A 21,709-nucleotide genomic window follows, 5' to 3' on the forward strand; every position below is an offset into this window, starting at 1 on the left:
ATGAGCAATGATTTGAACCAGGAATTCGTCGGTGATTACGTCATCGGCCTCGATGCCGGCGGCACCCGCACCCGCGCCGTCCTCGCCACTGCCGAGGACGGACGCCTCCTCGGCGAGGGCGCGGCCGGGCCCGGCAACGCCCTGACCGTCCCGGTGCCGCGCCTCACCGATCACCTGGCCGAAGCGATCGGGCAAGCTGTCCCGCAGGCGGCGCGCGCCCGAGTGGTCGCCGTGTCGGGCGGCTTCGCGGGCGCCACTGCGGCCTCCACCGAGGAACCGGGCCATGTCAACGCCCGCACCGCCCTCACGGCAGCGCTGCGCCGCCTCGGCATCCCGGCCGACCGGGTCCGCGTCTGCAGCGACATCGAGGCGGCCTTCGCCTCCGCCCCCGGCACCCCCGCCGACGGCCTCGCCCTGGTCGCCGGCACCGGCGCGGTCGCCCTGCGCATCACCGACCGCAGCTCCACCGCCACCGTGGACGGCGACGGCTGGCTCCTCGGCGACGACGGCAGCGGCTTCTGGATCGGCCGGAGCGCGGTACGGGCGGCGCTGCGGATGGCGGACGGACGCGGTCCCACGTCCGTCCTGGCCGGGTCCGTCGGACAGGCACTCGGAGTGCCGGCCGAGGCGCTGCCCGGCACCGGCGACTGGTCCCGCGCCCACCGCGAGGCCTACCGCATGCACGTACTCCCCGCCGTCATGTCCGAACTCCCCATCCGCCTCGCCCGCTTCGCCCCGCTGGTGGTCGACGCGGCCGGCGAGAAGGACCCCGTGGCGGAAGGGATCCTCGACGAGGCGGCGGAGCAACTCACCGACACCGTCCGGGCGTTGAATCCCGCCCCCGGCGAACGGATCGTCGCCACCGGCGGATTGCTCGGCCCCGAAGGCCCCCTGACGGCCCACCTCACCGCCCGCCTCCACCCCCTCGGCCTGACCCTCGACTGGGTACCGGACGGCTGCCGCGGCGCGGTCGCCCTCGCCCGGCTCGCATACGACGGCGACGACCGATGACCGACACCACCACCCCCCTCTACCGCGACCCCGCCGCCCCCGTCGACACCCGGGTCCGTGACCTCCTCGCCCGCATGACCCTGCGCGAGAAGGTCGGCCAGCTCAACCAGCGGATGTACGGCTGGGACGCCTACTGCCGTACCCCCTCGGGCTCTTTCGAACTCACCGAGGCCCTGTACGCCGAGACCGCCCGCTTCGCCGGACTCGGCGCGCTCTACGGTCTGTTCCGCGCCGACGCCTGGTCCGGCGTCGACCACTCCAACGGACCCGGGGCCCAGGACAGCGCCGCCCTGGCCGAGTTGGTGCAACGCCATGTGATCGACAGCAGCCGCCTCGGCATCCCGGCCCTCTTCGCCGAGGAGGTGCCGCACGGCCACATGGCCCTGGACGGCACGGTCCTCCCGGTCAACCTGGCCGTCGGCGCCACCTGGGACCCCGACCTGTACGAGCGCGCCGTCGCCCACGCCGCCGCCGAACTCCGCGCCCGCGGCGCCCACTTGGCCCTCGTTTCCGCCCTGGACATCGCCCGCGACCCCCGCTGGGGCCGCACGGAGGAGTGCTTCGGCGAGGACCCGCACCTCGCCGCCCGCCTCACCGAGGCGCTCGTCAGGGGCATGCAGGGCGACACCACGGCCGGGTTCGCCCCCGACAAGGCCCCCGTCGTCCTCAAGCACTTCGCCGGCCAGGGCGCCACGGTCGGCGGACGCAACTCCGCCGAGTCCGAACTCGGCCTCCGCGAACTCCACGACATCCATCTCCCCGCCGCCCGCGCCGGAGTCCGGGCCGGGGCCGCCGCCGTCATGTCCGCCTACAACGAGGTCGACGGCTCCCCCTGCTCCGGCAACCGCGCCCTGCTCCACCAACTCCTGCGCGAGGACTGGGGTTTCGAGGGCCTCGTCATGGCCGACGGCCTCGCCGTGGACCGACTCGCCCGCATCACCGGCGACAAGGTCTCGGCAGGCGCCCTCGCGCTCAACGCCGGTGTCGACCTGAGTCTCTGGGACGAGGGCTTCACGCATCTGGAAGAGGCGGTCGAGCGGGGGTTGGTGAGCGAGACCACCGTCGACGCGGCCGTGGAGCGCGTGCTCCGCCTGAAGTTCCGCCTGGGCCTCTTCGAACGCCCCTACAGCACAGGCGAGTTGCCCCCGGCCGAGCAGGGCAGACAACTGAGCACCGCGCTGGCGCGCGGCGCGGTGACGCTGCTGCACAACGAGGGCGATGTCCTGCCCATCCCGCCGACCGTCTCCCGCATCGCGGTCATCGGACCCCAATCAGCCACCTACACACACCAGTTGGGTGACTACACAGCACCGCAGCGCTCCGGTGTCAGCGTCCTTGACGGTCTACGGCGACTCGCGCCGCCCGGTACCGACATCCGTCATGCTCCCGGCTGCGCCCTCACCGGCGACGACCTCTCCGGCGTCCCCGAGGCGGTCGTCGCTGCCGCCGCCTCCGACCTGGCCGTCCTGGTGCTGGGCGGCAGCAGTGCCCGTACCCCCGACACGGACTTCGACGCCAACGGAGCGGCACGGAACGCCGTTTCGGAGATGACCTGCGGGGAGGGCGTCGACCTCGCGGGCCTGCGCCTCGGCCGTGCCCAGCACGCGCTCCTCGACGCGGTCACCGCGACCGGGACACCAACCGCCGTCGTCCTGATCCAGGGCCGCCCACACGTCGTCCCCGAACGGGCGGGCGCACTGCTCACCGCCTGGTACCCCGGCCCGTGGGGCGGCGAGGCCGTCGCCGAGATACTGCTCGGCCGCGCCGAACCGACCGGCCGCCTCCCCGTCTCCGTCCCGCGCTCGGCGGCCCAACTCCCCGTCTACTACAACCACAAGGACATCGAGTACGGCGGTTACGCGGACGCCGACGCCGAGCCGCTCTACTCCTTCGGGCACGGGCTGTCGTACACGAGCTTCGAGTACGGGACGCCACGCATGTCGGGAGACACGGTCGAGGTCGAGGTCACCAACACAGGGAAGCGGCCCGGGCGTTCGGTCGTCCAGATGTACGTCCGCCGCCTGCTCACCCCGGTGTGGCCGCGCACCCTCGAACTGCACGCCTTCCAGGGCGTGGACCTCTCGCCGGGCGAACACCGCACGGTCGCCGTCCCCTTCGGCACCGACCGGTTCGAGCAGGTCGGTGCCGTCGAGATCCGGGTAGCTCGGTCCGCGCGGGCCGCACTCGGCGCAGAACCCCTCGTCGTACGCCTCAGAGCTTGACCGCTCCCGCCGACACGCCCTTGTAGAACCAGCGTTGGGTGATGACGAACAGCACAAGCACCGGGACCACGGAGATCACCGAACCGGCCATCACCACCCGCTGGTCGTAGCCGAACGACGAGCTCTGCAACCGCGAAAGACCCAGCGTCAGCGTCATGTGGTCCTCGGAGCGCAGCACGATCAGCGGCCACAGGAAGTCGTCCCAGGCGCTGATGAACGTGTTGATGGTGACCACCAGGATCGCGCCCCACGCGGACGGGAGATACAGGTAGCGGAAGCGCTGCCACTCGCTCGCGCCGTCCAGCATCCCCGAGTCCTCGATCTCGCGCGGCACGGCGAGGAACGCGCCGCGCATCAGCAGGACGTTGATCGCGCCGACGAAGCCGGGCAGCCACACGCCCACCACGCTGTCGACCAGGCCGAGGTCGCGAATGCTCAGGAACAGCGACACCATGATCGACTCGAAGGGGAACATCATCGAGGCGACGAGGAGGATCCAGACCGCCCGGCGGCCCTTCCAGGCGGGCTTGGAGAGCATGTAGCCGGCGGTGGTGGAGAACAGCAACTGGCTGCCGACCGACAGGAGTACGACGATCAGACTGTTCCTGATGTACGTCGCCACCGGGACCTGGCTGAAGACCTCGCGGTAGGCGCGCAGGGTCGGGTGGTGCGGCAGCAGGGAGGCGTTCGCGCCGAAGACGTCCTCGCCGGTGCCCTTCAGCGAGGCCAGGAACTGCCAGATGAGCGGGCCGACGGTGAGGCCCAGGACGAGGAGCAACAGGAGGTAGCGGACGAGGAGTTCGCGGGGGCGGCCGTAGTCCCGCCAACGCGGCATCAGGCGCCGGGACTTGGGGTGCACGGCGGTCGTCGTCATGACTCGTCCTCCTTCGTCAGGCGCTGTGCCAGCAGGGTCAGGCCCAGGGTGAGGACGAAGAGCGCCACACTCACCGCCGATCCGTAACCGGCGTTTCCGGTGATGGGGTCGAGGCCCACGTCCCGGATGTAGAAGGGCAGCGTGCGGTCCGCGCCGCCCGGGCCGCCGGTGGAACTTCCGAGCATGTAGATCTCGGTGAACACCCGCAGCGAGCCGATGCCGGTGAGGGTGCCGACCAGCATCATCGCCTGCCGTACGCCGGGCACGGTGATGTGCCAGAAGCGGCGGGCGGCTCCGGCGCCGTCCATGGAGGCGGCCTCGTGCAGTTCCTTCGGCACGTTCCCGAGCGCGGCCAGGTAGAAGACCATGTACCAGCCGAGGCCCTTCCACAGGGTCAGGCCCATCGCGGAGAGCAGGATCAGCCACGAGTCGGAGAGGAAGGGGATGGCCGACCGGATCAAGTGGGCCTTCTCCAGCCAGGTGTTGACCAGACCGTCGTCCGCGAGCAGCCACTGCCAGCTCAGGCCGACGACCACGCTGGAGGCGAGCACCGGCGTGTAGAAGGCCGAGCGGAAGAAGCCGATGCCGGGGAGGTTCTTCTCCACCAGGACAGCGAGCAGCAGCGGCAGCAGCACCATCAGCGGTACGACGATGATCGCGTACAGCACGCTGTTGCGGGTCGCCAGCCAGAAGTCCGAATCGTCCAGCATCCGGGTGTAGTTGGAGAGCCCGACGAAACTCGCGGCACCGCCGAGCGGTTTGGCGTTCGTGAACGACAGCAGGACGGTGTTGAGGAACGGGAACACCCCGAACACCGCCGCGCACACGATCGCGGGTGCGGTCCACAGCCAGGGCAGCCACCAACGGCGGTACAGGGCCGCCCCGTTGGCGCCGGGGGCGGGCCCGGGGAGAACGGCCCGGGCGATCTTACGTACGCGGCCCGTGCCGGGTGCGGAGGTCGTCGCCTCCGCACCCGGCACGGCCACCGGCTTCGCGGTCTGCGTCGCCACCATCAACCAGCCTGCTTCAGCAGCTCGTTGGCCTTCGCCTGGGCGTCCTTGACGGCCTGCGCCGGGCTCTTCTTGCCCTGCATGGCCAGCTGCACCTGGCCCACGATGGCGTTCTGCACCGCCGTGGAGATGTTGGTCTGGTAGGCGGTGGCCGTCTTCAGCTGCTCGGCGACGAGTTTGCGGGCCTGGGAGAACGGGTCGTCACCGGTGGTCTTCTGGAAGAACGGGTCGTCCAGCGAGGCCGAGGTCGTCGGGAAGATCACGACGTCGGGATCCTTGCACCAGGCCGTCTGGTTCTCGGCGTTGGTGAGGAACTCCGCGAACGCGAGCGCCGTGGGGGCGTTCTTGCTCGTCGCGGCGGTCGCCATGTACTGCGGGGCGGCTGTCGTGTGACCGAGCGCGTCGAAGGGCTGCTGACCGACGGCGGTCCTGGCGTAGATCGACGGGCTGTTCTGCTTCACGAAGCGCACGAAACTCGGGTTCGTCGAACCGTAGGCGACCTTGCCCTGGCTGTAGAGGGTGGACGGGTCGTTGTTGGAGGACAGCGAGTCCTTCGGCATCGCGCCTTCCTTGTACAGCTTCGCCATCCACGCGACCCACTGCGCGGTCCTCGGATCGTCGGCGAAGACAGCCGACTTGCCGTCCGCCGACAGCGTCTTGATGTTCATCTGGTCCCAGTCGGCCGGGATCCGCCAGATCGGGTTGGCCATCGTCGCGTAGTACTTGCCGTCGGCCTTCTTGGCGATCTTCTCGTAGTCGGCGAACAGCCCGAACATGGTCGTCGGCGGCTTCGCCGGGTCGATCCCCGCCTTCTTCAGCAGATCGGTGTTGTACGTCAGGAGGACGCCGCCGGTGTACCAGGGCAGCACGCTGTGCACCAGGGCGCCCGAGGAGTCCTTCATGGTGCTGGACTTCCAGAACGCCGGCACGAACGGCTTGGCGGCGTCAGGGTCCTTGACGCCCAGGTTGAGCAGGTAGCCGGCCTTCGTGAGGGCGGTCGCGGTGGGAGAGTCGACGTTGAGCACGTCCGGCAGGGTGCAGGCCTGGGCGTCGGCGACCGTGCGCTGGCCGAAGGTCGCGTCGCCCGGATCGTCGATCCACTTCACCGACGTACCGGGGTGCGCCTTCTCGAAGGACTTGATGACCCCGTTGAAGAAGGTGCCGAAGTCCTTCTTCAGGTTGGTGGTCTGGAAGGTGATGTCGCCCTTCACCTCACCGGTCAGCTTTCCGGCCCCCACGTTCCCCTTGTCGACCTTGCAGCCGCCCGCGGTGGAGTCGCTGTCGCCCGAGCTGCCGGACAGCCCGCAGCCGGCGGCCGTCAGGGTCAGGACGATGATCCCCACCATCGATCCGGTCAGTCTTCCTGTGCGCATCGCTGCCCTCCTGAGCATCAGCCAACAGTCTGGTTCAATTAACCAACTTCGACTCCGATTGATGAAAAGGTGGACCAGAATTCATCGGAGGTCAATGGTTCTCGTGTTGCTTTTAGGTTCCGGCGGAGATCAGTGCCGGTGCTCGTGGTCCGGGTGTGCCGGATCGCCGGGGTGCTCGTGCCCGGCGGTATACACGACCCCGGCCTTGGCCTGGTCCAACCAGCCGAAGAAGGCCCGCCGCCCCGCCGCCCGCCGCAACTCCCGCGCGACCCCTTCACGGGCCTGCTCGTACGGCACGAAGTCCTCCGATGACACCCGGTCGAACGGGTCCACCCCACGCCGTAGTGCCTCCGCCGTGAGGAAACGGTCCCGGTTGCGGTCGTAGTAGTCCCGTACGGCGGCCTCGGTGACCTCCTGCTCGCCCTCGAGCTCGGCGAGCAGCGAACGGGCGGCCGGGGAGTGCGCGAGGGCCGCCGCGACGATGCTGCCGAGATCTGCGACATCGGTCTCGGCGACGGCCGGCACCCGATCCGGTGCCACCTCCGGCGGAGGCTTCAACGCCCGCTCCGCACAAGCCCGTTGGGCCAGCTCGTCGATGACCACCACCTGGGTCGCCCACCGCCGCCGCTGCCGCTCGGCCCGCGCGAGCGCCTCGGGCCGGTTGGCCTCCCGGTCCCGGGCCGGCACGGCCGCCAGCAACGCGTCCACGCGCCCCTTGGCGACCGCCGCGCCACGCACCACGGCGGCGTGCTCCGCCGTCACGGCGTCACCTCCAGCGCGACGGCCTCCGTGTAGGCGACACACCCGTGCCAGGCGACCTTGGCGAGCAGCCAGTACGACCCGGGCGCCACCGCCGAACCGTCCACCTCGATCACACACTCCCGCTCCGCGCCCCCTGCGACCGTGAACCCCTGGACGCCTGGCTCCACACCGGCCCAGGTGCCCCAGGAGGAGACGGCCCACAGGGTGCCGTTGACAGGCCCTCGGGTGGTGTTGCGGACGGTCACGGGCACACGGGCGCGCTCACCGCGGCGCACGCTGATCCGGTCAACTCCCAGCGCCGTCACCAGAGTCGGTCCGACCGGACGCCCGTCCGGCACATCCAGGGCCACGACATCCTCGTAGACCTGCCCGCCGTACGACAGCCGGGCTGCGAGCCAGTGGCGGCCGGGGGTCGGGTCGGGCGGTGGTGTCACCGTGATCTCGGAGAGGGTGAAGCCGGACGGGCCCAGCGCGTACGGCAGTTCGGCGGGTGCGACGGTCCAGCCGGGCGGTACCTCGAAGGCGACCGTGCCGGACAGCGGCGCGTCGGTGAGTTCCGAGCCGACCCGGACGGTCGCGGTCACCGGTCCGGCGGCGGTGAGTGTGCCGGGGGAGAGGTACACCGACACCGGCATGTTCCCGCGCGGCGCGGGGCCGGAGTTGTGCAGCCAGTAGCGGGTGTGGACGGGTTGCGCGGGTTCAGGTGCCGCGATTCCGGGCCCGGTCGGGGACTCGGCGGCAGTGCCCGCCAGCACGGTCGTGACCTCGAAGCCGGTGAGGTCGACGACGAGCCCGCCGTCCGGCTCCGGCACCAACTCCGCACCCGGCGACTCCAGTACGTCGGCTCGGGCGCCCTCGGTCCAGTGCTGCGGCCCGCGTATCCGGGCACGCACCGGCCGCCCGTTCACCTCGTGCATCCGTACGACGACACCGTGCCCCGGGTCGACCGGTGCCGCGCTGCCCCGGGCCAGCGGGGAGCCGAGCGGCTTGAGGGCGTCGAGCACCACCTCGCCCGCCGGTTCCAGGCCGAGCAGGGTGAACTTCCGTGGCAGGACGCCCTGTTCGGGGGCGGACCGCAGTCGGGCCGTGAGGGGATGGTTGAACTCATGTCCGGACTGCGAGAGTCGGACGTCCCGCCAGTCACCCGCGCCCGCGACCACGGCGTACTCGAACTCGTGGGTCCAGCGCTGGAGTTGGAAGGCGGAGCCATCGGGGGCGGTGCGGCGGGGCGGGTCGACCCAGATGCCGGAGGGCCAGCCGGTGCAGGAACGCATGAGGGACATGTAGAGGTCGCCGGAGGAGGTGACGACACAGCCGGGCGTGCCCCGGTTGAGGACGGCGAAGCTGCGGCCGTCCCAGGCGTCGCCCGGCGGCAGGGCCTCGCAGCCGCCCGCTGCCGTGGCCGTGAGGACCGCGTCGTCGAGGTCGGCGATCAGCGCGTCGACCGCCTTGGCGTCGTCCTCGGGGCGGGCGCCAGCCACCACGAGCAGCGGCAGCCGTTCGAGGTCGCGCAGGTCGGCCCCGGGTACCCACTCCTCGCGCAGCCCGGCGCGCGGCGCGACCCACACCGCCGCCACACCCCGCTCCGCCAGCTGCCGGCGCAGCTCGCGTCCGGCGGCCGGGTCCCAGCCGAGGGCTTCGGCGACCACCGAGTTGCGCTCGGGCGCACCCACGGCGATCCGGAAGTCCGGGAGATTGGAGTCCACTTCGAGGTCGCCGTAGCGCGGGCCGCCCGCGATCGTCGAGGTCGCGGTGACCCCGGCGCGGACGAGGGCCGCCGCGAGCGGGGCACCGAGCTCACCGGCCTCGTCCCAGTCGGCGTAGACGAGTTCGGCGACACCGATCGACCGGTGGCCGAGCAGCCGCCCCGACTCGTCGTGCACCGCGACCCGCGCGGTGGACCCCAGCCCGAACCAGGTGTTCGCCGGGTTGTCGAGCGTCCACGGGAACTCCTCGCTGTCCACCTCCACGAACCCGAACCCGCGCCCGATCACCGCGTCCGCCACCTCGTGGACGGGCAGTCCGCCGGTCACGTCGGACGGCCAGCGCACCCGGATCAGCCGGTCGGCGCCGTCGTAGCCGTCGATCGTGGTCGTCACGTCGAGGCGCGCCACCCCGGTCCACAGGGTCAGCCGCTGGGTGTACCGGAACAGCCCGAGGTCGGCGGTGACGGTGATCCGTGAACCGGCGGGGGAGTGCTGGACATCGATGTCGGCGGTGACGTCACGGCTGCGGGCGGCGGTGGTTCCGGTGGGCGTGAGGTGCCAGGGGCCTTCGCCGAAGCGCGGGTGGCGCGCGTACTCCTCCTGTACGACGAGTTCGTTGCCGATGTCGCCGGCGCGCAGCAACTCCCGGCCGCCGTCGGCGAGTTCGCGCAGGCTGCTGACGCCGCCGCCGCGCGCGGGGTCGACCGTCACCTCGTAGAACTCGTTGCGGATGGTGAGGCCTTCGCCGGGCGTCCAGCCGGGCACCGAACCCTCGGCGAGCGGGAGGGCCTTGAGGCCCATGCCGGGTACGTCCGGTACGACGAGCCGGAGTCGGTCGCCCTCGCGTACGGCGGGCAGGGGCAGGCCGGTGTCGTCGAGCGGGACCAGGCCGGGGTCGGCGACGGTCAGCACGTCCCGTCGGTCCCAGGTCGCGGAGTTGAACACCACCAAGTCGTCGGTGGCGCCCGGCAGTCGGGCGACCTTGGCGGCTATCGCCTCCGTCGCGTCGGCGTGCACCGTCTCCGCGAGGTCGTACAGCTCGCGCCAGCCGGTCATCAGGTCGATGTACACCTGGTCCGACTCGGAGCCGGTGATGGCGTCGTGGTGGGCGCCGTAGATCAGCTGCCGCCAGGCCTTGTCCAACGCCGCGTCCGGGTACGGGTGTTGGGCCACGAGCGAGGCCAGGGTGGCCCAGGCCTCGGCGTCGGCGAGGAGGGTCTCGCCGTGGCGTTGGGCCTGCTTGGTGTCGATGTAGGAGACGTCCTTGCCGGTGTAGACCGGGTTCATGTCCCGGGTCTGAGGCGACGCCTTGCGGCCCTCCTGGTCCAACTCGGCGCGGACGGCGGCGAAGAAGTCCCGGGGGATTCCGCTGACGAAACGCGGCCAGACGTAACGGGCGTTCCAGTCGCGGTGGATGTCCATCACCCAGCGGCACGGCGGCGCGTAGTCACCGCCGACCGGGAGCAGCACATTGCGGGTGAGCGCGACCTTCCTGAGGCCCCGGAACAGCTTGAGCGCCGCCGCTTCGGCCTCGGGGAGCGTGGGCGCGTTGTCGATGGCCCAGCCGGCGCCGTAGTGGTTGACCATGTAGGCCGTGAGCAGTCCGCGCCCGGAGGGGGCGATCCAGCTGAACTCGGCCGGGAACTGCATGCGTCGGGGGTCGCGAGGCTCCTCGCCGAAGACCGAGAGGGTCGGCCCCCACTGGTGGAAGGGGCCGCGCGCCCACGAGCTGGACGTCACTCCAGCGTCCGCCATCAGGCCGGGGAACTGCGGGTCGTGCCCGAACGCGTCGAGCTGCCAGGCGGTTTCGGGCGAGGCGCCCAGGATCCCGCGCTGAAAACCGTCCCCGTACAGGGCGTTGCGTACGGTCGCCTCGGCGCCGGTGAGGTTGGTGTTGGGCTCGTTGTAGGTGCCGCCCATGATCTCGACCCGGCCGGTGCGGATCAGCTCGCGCAGGAATCCGCGCTCCTCGGGGAAGGCGTCCCAGTACGGCTTGAGGTAGTCGACCTCGGCCAGCACGAAGGTGTACGCCGGGTCGCGGCGGGCCAGGTCGCAGTGGGCGCGGACGAGACTCATGCCGGACTGGCCGCGGGAGTCGAAGGTGCGGGCGGGCAGTCCGGTGGAGGCGGGGTCGTCGGCCGTGTCCCAGGTCTCGGTGTAGGCGCCCTGGGTGTTCCACCAGACGGGGTCGTAGTGGAAGTGGCTGACCATGAACATGGTCCAGCCGGGCTCGGCGGCCGTGAACTCGGTGGTGAGGGTGGCCAGTTGGTCGCCGTCGGCCGCCGTCACCTCGATCGCGCACCGCTCGCCGGCCGTGAGGTCGCAGCTCACGGGTATCTCGGCGCGCGCGGTGCCGTCCTCGCCCACGACCGTCTCCGCGCCGCCGTGCAGACCCGGGCCCTCGACCGTGAGGCGCACCGGCCGGCCGGGGACATGGGCGAGTTCGGCGGTCACCACCTGGAGCGGATGCTCGGCGGTGCCGACGAACAACTCGGTCGACAGGGCAGCGGTGACGCGCATGGGTCTCCTACCAGAGGCTCGGCGGAGCGCCCATCCTGACACCGCGAAGATGATTCAAACAACCATCTCCGCGTAACTTCGGTGGTTCATCCATGCAGACTCGGCCGAGATCACGGCCGGGTCCCGGCTCGGATCACCGGCCCCTGCGGGCCTTCACCGTGTGCTCCCCGGCGATGTGGTCGGTCAGGGCCAGGGACGCGCTCGCGCGCTGGTAGGAGAGCTGTGCGATGCGGACGTAGAGGCAGTCGATGAGGACCAGCACGGAGTGGCGGGCGCCGATGATGCCGGTGGGGAAACTGGTCGCCGAGGACGAGGAGATGAGCCGGATGTCGGCGGCGCGGGCGAGCGGGGAGCGCGGGTCGGAGGTGAGGGCGACCGTGGTGGCGCCGCGCTCCTTGGCCAGCTCGAACGGTTCGATGGTCTCGCGCGTCGAACCGGAGTGGGAGATGCCGATGGCGACGTCCGCCGGGGTGAGCAGGGCGGCGGAGGTGGCGGCGGCGTGCACCTCGGTCCAGCCGCGCACCGCGCAGCCGATGCGGAACAGCCGGGTCTCGGTCTCCTGGGCGACCGCCCCGCTGCCACCGATGCCGTAGACGTCGATGCGCCGGGCGCGGGCGGCGGCGGTGGCCGCGCGCTCCACCGCGTCGAGGTCGATCCGGTCGATGGTCTGCTGCACCGCGCGCAGGTCGGCGCTGCCCACGACCTGCACGACCCGTTCGAGATCGTCGTCCGGGGAGATGTCCGGGCCGATCTCCGCGGTGCCCCAGTCGGACACCTCGCCGCGCCCGCGCTCCTGGGCCAGTTCGATCAGCAGATGCTGGTACGAGTCGAGGCCCACCGCGCGGCAGAACCGGGTCACCGTCGCCTGCGAGGTGCCGGTGCGGCGGCCCAGCTCGGCGGCCGAGCAGTGGGTGACGGCGGCCGGATCCTCCAGGATCAGCTCGCCGACCTTCCGCAGCGAGCCGGCCAGCCGTGGCAGCTCGGTGCGGATGAGGGTGGTGACGTCTGTCGGGGGCATGTGGAGAAGGTATCAGCCACCCCAGAGGCCATCGATTGAATACCAGGACCGCGTGTGATTTATTGATTCATTGATCGGGAAAGAATAGGTGGTTTGATCCACCGGTGGGGAGTGTCGCGTGTCCGCCGAGTCCGTGAGCGCCGAGATCTTCGCGCGCGAGAGCCTGGCCGTTCTCCAGCACATCACCGAATCCGGCCGCGAGACCGTGTCCCGCGCCGCCGGACTGATCGCGGACTGCGTCCGCACCGACGGAGTCATCCAGGCCTTCGGCACCGGCCACTCCCAGGCCATGGTCCTCGAACTCGCCGGCCGCGCCGGGGGGTTGGTGCCCACCAACCGCCTGAGCATCGCCGACCTCGTCCTCTACGGCGGCGACGCCCCGGGCGTGCTCGACGACCCGCTGCTGGAGCGGCAGGCCGGAGTCGCCGACCGGCTCTACGACCTGGCCGCGCCCCACCCGCAGGACCTCTTCGTCATCGTCTCCAACTCCGGTGTCAACAAGGTGATCGTGGAAATGGCCCTACGGGTGAAGGAGCGCGGCCACCGCCTCCTCGCCATCACCTCGCTCGCCCACACGCGCGCCGTTCCCGCCGGTCACCCGAGCGGCAAGAAGCTCGTCGACCTCGCGGACGTCGTCCTGGACAACGCGGCCCCGCGCGGCGACGCGCTCCTCGAACTCCCGGGTGGGGGCGCTGTCTGTGCCCTGTCCACGCTCACCGGCGCGATGCTCGTGCAACTGACGGTCGCGGAGGCGGCGGCCCAGCTCCTCGCCGCGGGGGACCGGCCGCCCGTATACGTCTCGGCCAATGTGCCGGGCGGCTTCGAGAGCAACCTGGAACTGGAGAAGCGCTACGCGGGGCGGATCCGCCGTACCGCGAGCTGAACCGTCGTAGGAGCGAGGACGAGCGGCCGGAGCCCCCGGAACCGGGCCGCGACCGCTCGTCGTCACCTGCGCTGCTCGACGAGAGTCATACAGGAAGTGATGCAATCACCAGGTGATGCTAGACGCGGTGAATGCATCATTCAACGGGGGTCGGCAGGGGTGGGCGGGGCTCAGCCCGTGCGCAGAACCGTCGGGCCCTCTTCCGAGACGCGGTCGACCACGGCCTCCGGCAGGCCCGTGTCGGTCACCACGGTGTCGAGCCGCGTGCGCGCCCGCGGCTGTGCCCGGGACCTGTCCAAGCTCGCCGACTGGGACACGTTCTGGAAGGCGGCCGAGGCCAACGAGTGCCGCTGGAGCGACGGCCGCCGGCTGGTGTTCGACAACCGGGCCGACGGCATCACGGCGGACGAGGTCGCCCGCGCCCTGGAGAGCCTGACCGCATAGGAGACGGCTCAGTCGCGCCGTGCCACCAGCCGGTACGCGTTGGACACCCCCAGCCGGTGCGACAGCCGCTTCACCACGAACCGGTCCAGGAGCGTGCCCAGGACCAGCGCCGGGATCCCCGCGATCAGGACCGCCGCACGGAGCGTACGGGCCAGGCCGGTCGGGGGGTTCGGCAGCCAGGGGAGGTTGTCGCGGGGGGCGGCCGTGTCCAATGCCAGCCAGGTGCCGGCCAGGAGGTCGACCGGGTCGTGCGGTTCGGCGTGCTGTTCCGCCACGACCGTGAAGCCCAGGTCGGTGAGTCGGCGGCGCAGGTTCTCGACCGGGATGAAGTGCAGGTGCTGGGGCTGGAGCCAGGGCAGCCACCAGCGGCCCAGCAGACCGGCGTAGCGGCTGTCGGGGTCCGGGACCTCGATCAGCAGGTGACCGCCGGGACGTACGGCCTGGTGCGCCGCCGTCAGTTCGCGTTCGGGCTCGGTGCTGTGCTCCAGGTAGTGGAACATGCTGACGACGTCGTAGTGGCCGGCGAGATTCGGGGCCAACTCCGGGAAGCTGCCGCGATATCCGCGTTCCACTCGGCCCGCCTGCTCGGCGAGTTCGGCGCCGTCCGTGAAGTCGAGGCCGTCGAAGGTCGTGTCCGGGTACACCGTGCGGGCCGACTCGCAGAAGTGGCCGTGACCAGTGCCGACGTCCAGCCAGTTCTTGGGAGTCGGCGAGTGCGGGAGCAGTGACTGCGCGCGCTGCTCGTACATCTTGGTACGGGCCGCGAACGTGTTGCCCAACTGCTTCTCGCCCAGGCCGTCGTAGAAGTCCCGGTAGTAGAACTCCAGCCCCGCCGGGCTCAGTCGGGGATTCTGGAACGTGTGCCGGCAGTCCTCGCAGCGGTCCAGGACGAAGGTGCCCGGCTTGTGCTGGATCAGGTCCTTCGTGCGCAGCCGGGTCCGCAGTCGCGACGAGTCGCACCAGGGGCAGGTCTCGCGCCTGGGCTCGAAGAAGCGGTCGAGGCCGTCGGCCAGGTCGGCCTGGTAGACCGGCCGCAGAGCCGCGACCTGGTCGTTGCGGCTCGGTGGTTTCGGGTCGTCCTCGGTGCTCACGGGGTCTCCTTGGGGGACGCGCCGGTGGCCAGCAGTTCCAGGTGGGTGGCCGCCGCGCGGGTGCCTCCGGCCGCGCGGAACGCCGTACGGATGCGGTCGGCCGCGGCGCGGTGGTCGGGTTCGTGGAGTACGGCGTCGATCGCCGCGCCCAGCTTGGGGGCGGTGACCCGGCCGAAGCGGACCCGGATGCCCGCGCCCGCGCCGGTGACCTGACCGGCGATCACCGGCTGGTCGTCGCGGATGGGTGCCACGACGAGCGGGACACCGTGCCAGAGCGTCTCGCACACCGTGTTGTGCCCGGCGTGCGAGACGACCGCGTCCGCCCTTTCGAGGAGGGGGAGTTGAGGGACGGAGGGCAGGACGAGGAGGTCCTTGTCCTGCGCGTCGGACGGCCCCAGCGCGCCGCCCGGGTCCGCGATCACCGCCTGTACGCGGTCGGTTCGGGCCCGCAGCGCCGTCACGCACTCGGTGAGGAAACGGGCGCCCACATCGGTGTTGGCGGTGCCGAGACTGACCAGGACCAGGGAGCGGGCCGGGTCCAGCCAGTCCCAGGGAAAGTCCGGCGCGGCCGGGCGGGGCGCGATCGAGGGGCCGACCCAGCGGATCTGCTCGCCCTGCCGTGCCTCCGGGCCGACGAGCTCCGGGGTGCTGAAGGCGAGCACCAGGTGCGGCGAGAAGCGGGGGTCGCCGGTGCCGGACGGGTCGCCGAGGTCGGTGCGGAGCCGGTGCAGCAACTCGTCCAGCCAGAGGGCGACTTTGGGCATGCCCGCGAACACGTCGGTGAACTCGGCCGAGGTGGTGGCCGAGGTCGCCCACGGCACCCCGAGACGCTCCGCCACCAGGCCCCCGGCCAGAGCCTGTTGGTCGGCGACGATCGCGTCGGGCCTGAACTCCTCGACAGCGGCGGTGACTCCGGGCGCCATCTGCTCGGCGAGCGGGGCGAGGAAGGCCTCCCACAGGAACTTCAGCGCCTCGGGGCCACGGATGTCGGGCGGCCGTACACCCTCGCCCGTGCCCGGCACCGGACCGGCGCACGGGAACACCCGCGCCTGTTCTCCCGCCAGCCGCCGCACGAGAGCGGGATCGGCGCACGCCCACGCCAACTCGTGGCCGCGCGCAGCGAGTTCGGCCGCCACCCCCGTCGCCGGGTTGATGTGGCCGACCAGCGGCGGTACGACGAACAGGAACCGGCTCACCGCACCGCCACCTCGGCGGCGGCCTCCGACGTGCTCGCGTCCTGGATGCTCGCCTTCTGGATCAGGGAGAGGATGTGGCCGCCGACCGTGCCCGCCGCCTCCACCAGCACCGAGTGCTCGTGACCGGGGACGACGACGGTCCGGCAGTCCGGCAGCACGGACTCCAGCCAGGGGGCGAGCAGCGCGAGATCCGAGTCGCCCCCGTAGACGCCGAGCACCGGGCAGCGCACGGCCCGGATCTGACCCTCCGTCAACACGACGCTGGCCGGGATGTCCTGGGAGAGGGAGGTCTCCCGGGCCAGGCGGGCGGCGCCCTTCGCGAGGCGGGCGGTGTTGTGGCCGCGGTTCGCGCTGATCCAGGCGATCGCGTCGTCCTCGTTGTGCGCCAGCTCGTGCAGCACCCGGTCCAGGATGTTGCCGAGCTTCGGCGCCCAGGCGTCGGTCGCCGGTTCCGACTCGATGAGGGAGACACTGGCGGCCCGCTCCGGATGGCGGGCCGCGTAGCCGAACGCGACTGTCCCGCCGTAGGAGTTGCCGACCAGATGGACCGGGCCGGTCACCTCCAGGCGGTCGAGCAGCGCCTCCAGGTCGTCGATGTTGTCGTCCAGGGTGTAGCCGGTGGCCGGGCGCGCGCTGCGGCCGTGACCGCGCAGGTCGTACATGACGACGTCGATGCCGGCCAGCGCGAACGGCGGGGCGAGGGTGAAGTAGTAGCTGGCGAGACTGTCGGTGAGCAGGCCGTGCACGAGCACCGCCGTGGCGGTCACCGGACGACCGTCGGGCGGGCTCATTCTCTGTACGTGCAACCGGAGTTGACCGGTGTCGACCATCGCCATGACTCAGCCCGCCTCGGCTGCCTTGAGGCTCTGCACTACGTACTCGACGAGTCGGCCGACGGTGAGTTCGATGATCTCGTCGAACTCCATCCCGGCCAGGAACTCGGCGAAGTTGACCTTCGTGCCGTAGTGCTCCTGGAGCAGCCCGGCCAAAGTCACCAGGTCGATGCTCTCCAGCTCCAGGTCGCGGTTGAAGGTCGTCGTCATGGTGATCTCGACGTCGTCGACGCCGTACTCGTCCTCCAGGAGCGCGGTCAGCATGCCGGTGAGGTCGGCGAGGACGGTGTCCTCGGTGGTGGGGGTCATCGGTCGTACTCCTCTTCGTGCGCGGGTCCCGTCGTCCAGGCCACGACATAGGTCCTGTCCGGCAGATTGGGGGGATTGCCGGCCGGCTCGCAGTGCACGGTGTAGGCGCGTTCCAGCCGCCCGGACACCAACAGCCGTGATCCGGAGGCCACTTGGAAGACCGTGAAGTCGCGTGGCCGGCCACCGAAGCCGGTGCCCTCCGCCTTGGCGACCGACTCCTTCGCCGCCCAGAATCGGGTGAACCACAGCGCCTCCGACTCACCGGACGCCGTCAACTGGGCCCGCAGCAGGGCGAGTTCTTCCTCACCGAGAGCGGTGGCGAGGGTTGAGGGGTCGCGGTCGACGACTTCCTCGATGTCGATTCCGGGCCCGGGTTCGGGGGAGTGCGGCCGTACGATCGCGACGGCGGCCTCGGCGGCGTGGGCCAGCGAGACGTCCAGCGGGGGCAGGGTCCGGCCGTGCAGGCCGGTGACGTAGGGGCGGCCCGCCGCGTCGTTGTGCACCCGGATCTCCGCCGGATAGACGGGCCCCTCGCCATGACTCCACAGCCACTGCCGTACCGCGTCCTTCAACGCGATCCGGCCCAGCAGCCACTGCCTGCGACCGCGCGGCGGATGCTCCGCGTACTGCGTACGTTCCATGCTGCTCAGGGAGTTGCGCATGATGAGATCACGGGAGGCGAGGTCGGGCCAGCGCTCGTGCAGCAGGGTCCGGCCGCCGGGGCGGGCCTCGGAGAGCGTGTTGCGTTCGGGGAAGCGCTCGACCGGCCTGGTCTGCGGGTCGTTGTCGAAACGCCGGTCCTGCCAGCCGGTCAGCTTCGCCCACACCGCGCCGTCGACCGTGAGCTGTACGTCGCATTCGAGCGCGGTGTCGGTGAGTGAGGTGATCCGCACCAGGCACTCGACTTCCGTGCCGGGGCGCGGATGGGGGCCGTAGAAGCGCATCTCGCGCATGCCGACCGGGAAGACGACGGTGCGTTCGGTGCGGGTCGACATGATCCAGTAGCCCAGGATCTGGCCCACGTTGTCGAGGAGGGAGCCCGGGGCGGGCGGTGTGGTGATCGTGCCGCGTACGTGGCGGTCGCCGATCGCGGTGAGTTCGGTGACCCCCTGGAACGCCGGACCGTGGAACATCCAGCGCTCGTCGTAGAGATGGGACGCGGTGTGGTCGGGGACGCGTTCGGTGGTCGGGTCCGGGCGGTCGTGGGGCGGGGGCGCGGTGGCGTACGCGGGGGCCAGTTCGACCGCACCGCGCGCGTGCGGGCCGAAGGAGACCGCGAGCCGGCCGGGGGCCTCGGTGACCACCCGCACCGGTACGTCGACCGGCGGCGTCGCCGTCAGCCACCGGTCGAACCGCGCGTCGTGCACGGCGACCGCCCGCATGCCGGGCGCGGTCCGCTCGGCCGCCTCGATGATGTGCTGCACGATCGTGGTGGCCGGGACGACCGGCCAACGGTCCGCCACATCAGGCCAGTTGGGACGCTGCGGGAAGAAGCAGTGGTCCATGAGGTAGGGCATGGACTCGGGGGAGACATGGACCGTGGTCTGCCATTCCCGGGGCGGAGCGGGTGGCTGCCGGGGTGGGGCGGGAATGGTCGCCACAGTACGGCGGCTGCCCGCGCTGAGGAGTTGGGCGGCCGTGTCCGCGGTTTCGCGCATCAGGGCGTGCAGTTCGGCGGCTGCCGGGAAGCGGCCGGTGAGCGCGTCCAGGGGGGATGCGGCGGCGCTCGTCGGGAGCGGCGTGCGCAGTTCCGCCCGCAGCTTCACCAGGCTCGGGGCGTCGAGGGACACGAGTGCCCCGTCCAGGTCGAGGCGCACCGGAGGCCGCTCCTGTCGGCGAGCCGGTTTCTGCGGGGCCGGTGTCAACGGATCCACTGCTCCGCCCGCCGTCCACAACGCCACTGCCACGCGCCGGAGTTGGGCCAGCCCGGAGCGGTGGGGCGAGTTGGCGGCGATCACCAGGTGATCGCGTCCGCTCAGTGTCGCGTCGACGAGGGAACCGAGCTGGCCGGTGCCGACCTGGACGAACGCGCGATGACCGGCGTCGTACATGGCCTCGACGAGCTGTCGGAACCACACGGGCTCCAGCAGATGCCGGATGAAGAGCTCGCGGACCGCCTTCTCCTCCGAGGGATACGGCGAGGCGGTCGTCCCGGACCACAGGGGAACCGTCGGCGGATGCAGCCGGAAGCGGTTGGTGGCTTCCTCGATCGGTGCGAGGTAGGGCTTCAACATCGGTGTGTGGAAGCCGGATTGGAACGGCAGCACCTGGCTCAGGACACCCTGCGCGCGGAACGACCGCACGAACGCGTCCACCGCCTGCTCCGGCCCGCACACCATCGACTGGCCCGGCGCGTTGTCGTGCGAGAGGACGATCCCGGAGTCCGGCCACTCGGCTGCGAGTGCCGACAGCACGCGCTCCGCGGGAGCCCCGATCGCGCCGAAGGCAAGCCCCGGCACGGTCACCGAGTCCGGGTCGAACGACTCCATGAAGTCGCTCACCTCGTCCGGCGAGTACACCCCGGCGGCCGTCATCGCCGTCCACTCGCCGACACTGTGCCCGGCGACCGCGTCCGGCACCACACCCATCCGGCGCAGCGCTGCGTCCAACAGCCGTCCCACACCCACCACATCGAAGCCGTGGCGGCCGACATCCCCCACCTGTGCGGGAGTTGCGGACCTGTTCTCGCGCAGTCCGAAGTGCGCGGCGACGTCCTCCACCCGGGGCGTGAAGTCGCCCTCCAGGCCCGGGAAGACGAACGCCAGCTTGCCGCCGCCCGCGCCGAGCAGTGGGCTCGGCGTGAACCACACATCGCTGCGGCCCTGCCACGCCCGCCCCTTGGCGACCGCGCGGCGGGCCAGCGCGAGTCGCTTGGCGTCCGGGGCGACGATGCCGAGGCGGGAGCGGCCGGAAAGCGAGTTGCTTGTGGCCAGTAGCGCGGAGTCGTCCGCGTCCAGCATCGCGGCCAGCGCCTCGGGACTGTCGGCTGCGAGGGTCAGCACGCGTTCCGGCTCGTCGACCACCACCGTCGCCGAACGTGACGCGCGAGCCCCTGGTGCCTCCTCCAGCACCACATGCGCGTTGATGCCGCCGAACCCGAATGCGTTCACCGCCGCCCGCCGTACGGGCTGTTCGGGCGTCGTCTCCCAGGGCGTCGCCTTCGCCAGCGGACGGAACCGGGTGGCCGCGAGCGCCGGATGCGGGTCGTCGCAGTGCAGGGTCGGCAGCAGCGTCCCGTGGTGGACGGCGAGGGCGGCCTTGACCAGTCCGGCGACCCCGGCGGCCGGCATGGTGTGCCCGATCATCGACTTCACGGAGCCGATGACCGCATCATCGCCGGGTCCGAACACCTCGGCCAGCGTGGCGAGTTCGGCCGCGTCACCGGCGGGCGTGGCCGTGCCGTGCGCCTCCAGCAGGCCGATCGAACCGGGCAGCGCAGGATCCAGCCCCGCCGCCTCCCAGGCCTGCCGTACGGCGTGGGTCTGGCCGGTCGAGTCGGGGTTGACGAGGCTCGCGGCGCGGCCGTCGCTGGAGACACCGGTGCCGCGGATGACGGCGTAGATCCGGTCGCCGTCGCGTTCGGCGTCGGCGAGGCGTTTGAGGACGACCACTCCCGTGCCCTCGCCGATCAGGATGCCGTCGGCGTCCCGGTGGAAGGGGCGGATGCGCTGGCTCGGGGAGAGCGCGCGCAGCTGGGAGAACACGCTCCACAGCGTGATGTCGTGGCAGTGGTGGACGCCTCCGGCGAGCATCAGGTCGCAGCGCCCGGCGGCGAGTTCGGTGACCGCCTGGTCGACGGCGATCAGCGAGGAGGCGCAGGCCGCGTCCACCGTGTAGGCCGGGCCGCGCAGGTCGAGGCGGTTGGCGACGCGGGATGCCGCGAGGTTCGGTACGAGGCCGATGACGGACTCGGGGCTGTCGGGGCCCAGCCGGTCGGTGAACGCCGTGCGGATCCGCTCCAGCTGACCGGCGTCCAGATCGGGCAGCAACTCGCCCAGCGTGCGGACGAGTTGGCCTGCCGTACGAACCCGCTGGTCTAGGCGGACCAGGCCGGGGGTGAGATAGCCGCCCCGGCCGAGCACCACGCCGACGCGGTGCCGGTCGGGCAGTCGGCTCTCCCCGCCCGCGTCGGCGAGGGCCGCGGCGGCCACGTGGAGGGCGATGAGCTGGTCGGGTTCGGTGCCGGGCACCGAGTTCGGCATGATGCCGAACCGGGTCACCTCGACCTCGGCCAGCCCGTCGACGAAGCCGCCGCGCCGGCAGTACACCTGGTCGGCCACGGCCGGACCGCTCGCGGAGTCCGGCCGGTAGTAGTCGGCGTCCCAACGCCCGTCCGGCACCTCACTGATGGCGTCCGTGCCGCCGAGCAGATTCCGCCAGTACGCGTCGAGGTCGGCGGCGCCGGGCAGCAGCACCGCCATTCCCACGATGGCGACCGGCACTTGACGGTCGGTCAT

The 21,709-nt window shown here is 71.4% G+C and carries 15 protein-coding genes; 4 read left to right on the top strand and 11 right to left on the bottom strand.

The window, feature by feature from the left end:
• Nucleotides 1–1,011 (top strand): BadF/BadG/BcrA/BcrD ATPase family protein, encoded by a 1,011-nt coding sequence (locus tag AB0I51_RS12945; RefSeq protein ID WP_362974291.1) that lies wholly within the window; start codon nt 1–3, stop codon nt 1,009–1,011.
• Nucleotides 1,008–3,233 (top strand): glycoside hydrolase family 3 N-terminal domain-containing protein, encoded by a 2,226-nt coding sequence (locus AB0I51_RS12950; RefSeq protein WP_362974293.1) that lies wholly within the window; start codon nt 1,008–1,010, stop codon nt 3,231–3,233. The genes AB0I51_RS12945 and AB0I51_RS12950 overlap by 4 nt, the downstream gene beginning before the upstream one ends.
• Here AB0I51_RS12950 and AB0I51_RS12955 read toward each other — a convergent pair.
• From AB0I51_RS12955 to AB0I51_RS12980, 6 genes are all read right to left on the bottom strand, one after another.
• Nucleotides 3,223–4,107, bottom strand: coding sequence for a carbohydrate ABC transporter permease (locus AB0I51_RS12955; protein WP_362974295.1), 885 nt, complete (start codon nt 4,105–4,107; stop codon nt 3,223–3,225). The genes AB0I51_RS12950 and AB0I51_RS12955 overlap by 11 nt on opposite strands.
• A complete protein-coding gene (locus AB0I51_RS12960) occupies nt 4,104–5,120 on the bottom strand; it encodes a sugar ABC transporter permease (protein WP_362974297.1) in 1,017 nt (338 codons plus the stop codon). Before AB0I51_RS12960 ends, AB0I51_RS12955 begins: the two co-directional genes overlap by 4 nt.
• Complete coding sequence (locus AB0I51_RS12965; RefSeq protein ID WP_362974299.1) at nt 5,120–6,490, bottom strand: extracellular solute-binding protein; 1,371 nt, start codon at nt 6,488–6,490, stop codon at nt 5,120–5,122. The genes AB0I51_RS12960 and AB0I51_RS12965 overlap by 1 nt, the downstream gene beginning before the upstream one ends.
• A 129-nt stretch (nt 6,491–6,619) precedes the next feature.
• A complete protein-coding gene (locus tag AB0I51_RS12970; protein WP_362974301.1) occupies nt 6,620–7,252 on the bottom strand; it encodes a peptidyl-prolyl cis-trans isomerase in 633 nt (210 codons plus the stop codon).
• Nucleotides 7,249–11,478: an NEW3 domain-containing protein gene (locus AB0I51_RS12975; protein WP_362974303.1), complete on the bottom strand. Its 4,230-nt coding sequence runs from the start codon at nt 11,476–11,478 to the stop codon at nt 7,249–7,251. Before AB0I51_RS12975 ends, AB0I51_RS12970 begins: the two co-directional genes overlap by 4 nt.
• Nucleotides 11,479–11,611: 133 nt before the next feature.
• Nucleotides 11,612–12,496 carry a MurR/RpiR family transcriptional regulator gene (locus AB0I51_RS12980; protein WP_019071388.1) on the bottom strand — a complete coding sequence of 295 codons (885 nt, stop codon included), beginning with the start codon at nt 12,494–12,496 and terminating at the stop codon, nt 11,612–11,614.
• A gap of 118 nt (nt 12,497–12,614) precedes the next feature.
• Here AB0I51_RS12980 and AB0I51_RS12985 point away from each other — a divergent pair, with 118 nt between their 5' ends.
• Nucleotides 12,615–13,379 carry an SIS domain-containing protein gene (locus AB0I51_RS12985; protein WP_362974305.1) on the top strand — a complete coding sequence of 255 codons (765 nt, stop codon included), beginning with the start codon at nt 12,615–12,617 and terminating at the stop codon, nt 13,377–13,379.
• Nucleotides 13,380–13,556: 177 nt separating this feature from the next.
• Nucleotides 13,557–13,823 carry a hypothetical protein gene (locus AB0I51_RS12990; protein ID WP_362974307.1) on the top strand — a complete coding sequence of 89 codons (267 nt, stop codon included), beginning with the start codon at nt 13,557–13,559 and terminating at the stop codon, nt 13,821–13,823.
• A gap of 8 nt (nt 13,824–13,831) precedes the next feature.
• Here AB0I51_RS12990 and AB0I51_RS12995 read toward each other — a convergent pair whose 3' ends face one another.
• Genes AB0I51_RS12995 through AB0I51_RS13015 form a run of 5 tightly spaced genes read right to left on the bottom strand, consistent with a single transcriptional unit; the run spans nt 13,832 to nt 21,709 of the window.
• Nucleotides 13,832–14,914 (bottom strand): class I SAM-dependent methyltransferase, encoded by a 1,083-nt coding sequence (locus AB0I51_RS12995; protein WP_362974309.1) that lies wholly within the window; start codon nt 14,912–14,914, stop codon nt 13,832–13,834.
• Nucleotides 14,911–16,110 (bottom strand): glycosyltransferase, encoded by a 1,200-nt coding sequence (locus AB0I51_RS13000; RefSeq protein WP_362974311.1) that lies wholly within the window; start codon nt 16,108–16,110, stop codon nt 14,911–14,913. Before AB0I51_RS13000 ends, AB0I51_RS12995 begins: the two co-directional genes overlap by 4 nt.
• On the bottom strand, nt 16,107–16,946 hold the full coding sequence (locus AB0I51_RS13005; RefSeq protein ID WP_362974313.1) for an alpha/beta hydrolase: 840 nt from the start codon (nt 16,944–16,946) through the stop codon (nt 16,107–16,109). The genes AB0I51_RS13000 and AB0I51_RS13005 overlap by 4 nt, the downstream gene beginning before the upstream one ends.
• 3 nt (nt 16,947–16,949) lie before the next feature.
• Nucleotides 16,950–17,252 carry an acyl carrier protein gene (locus tag AB0I51_RS13010; RefSeq protein ID WP_019071397.1) on the bottom strand — a complete coding sequence of 101 codons (303 nt, stop codon included), beginning with the start codon at nt 17,250–17,252 and terminating at the stop codon, nt 16,950–16,952.
• Entirely contained in the window at nt 17,249–21,709 is a 4,461-nt protein-coding gene (locus AB0I51_RS13015; RefSeq protein WP_362974315.1) for a beta-ketoacyl synthase N-terminal-like domain-containing protein, read from the bottom strand. The genes AB0I51_RS13010 and AB0I51_RS13015 overlap by 4 nt, the downstream gene beginning before the upstream one ends.

Source organism: Streptomyces sp. NPDC050549 (genome assembly GCF_040655035.1).
In the GTDB taxonomy this organism is placed as follows: domain Bacteria; phylum Actinomycetota; class Actinomycetes; order Streptomycetales; family Streptomycetaceae; genus Streptomyces.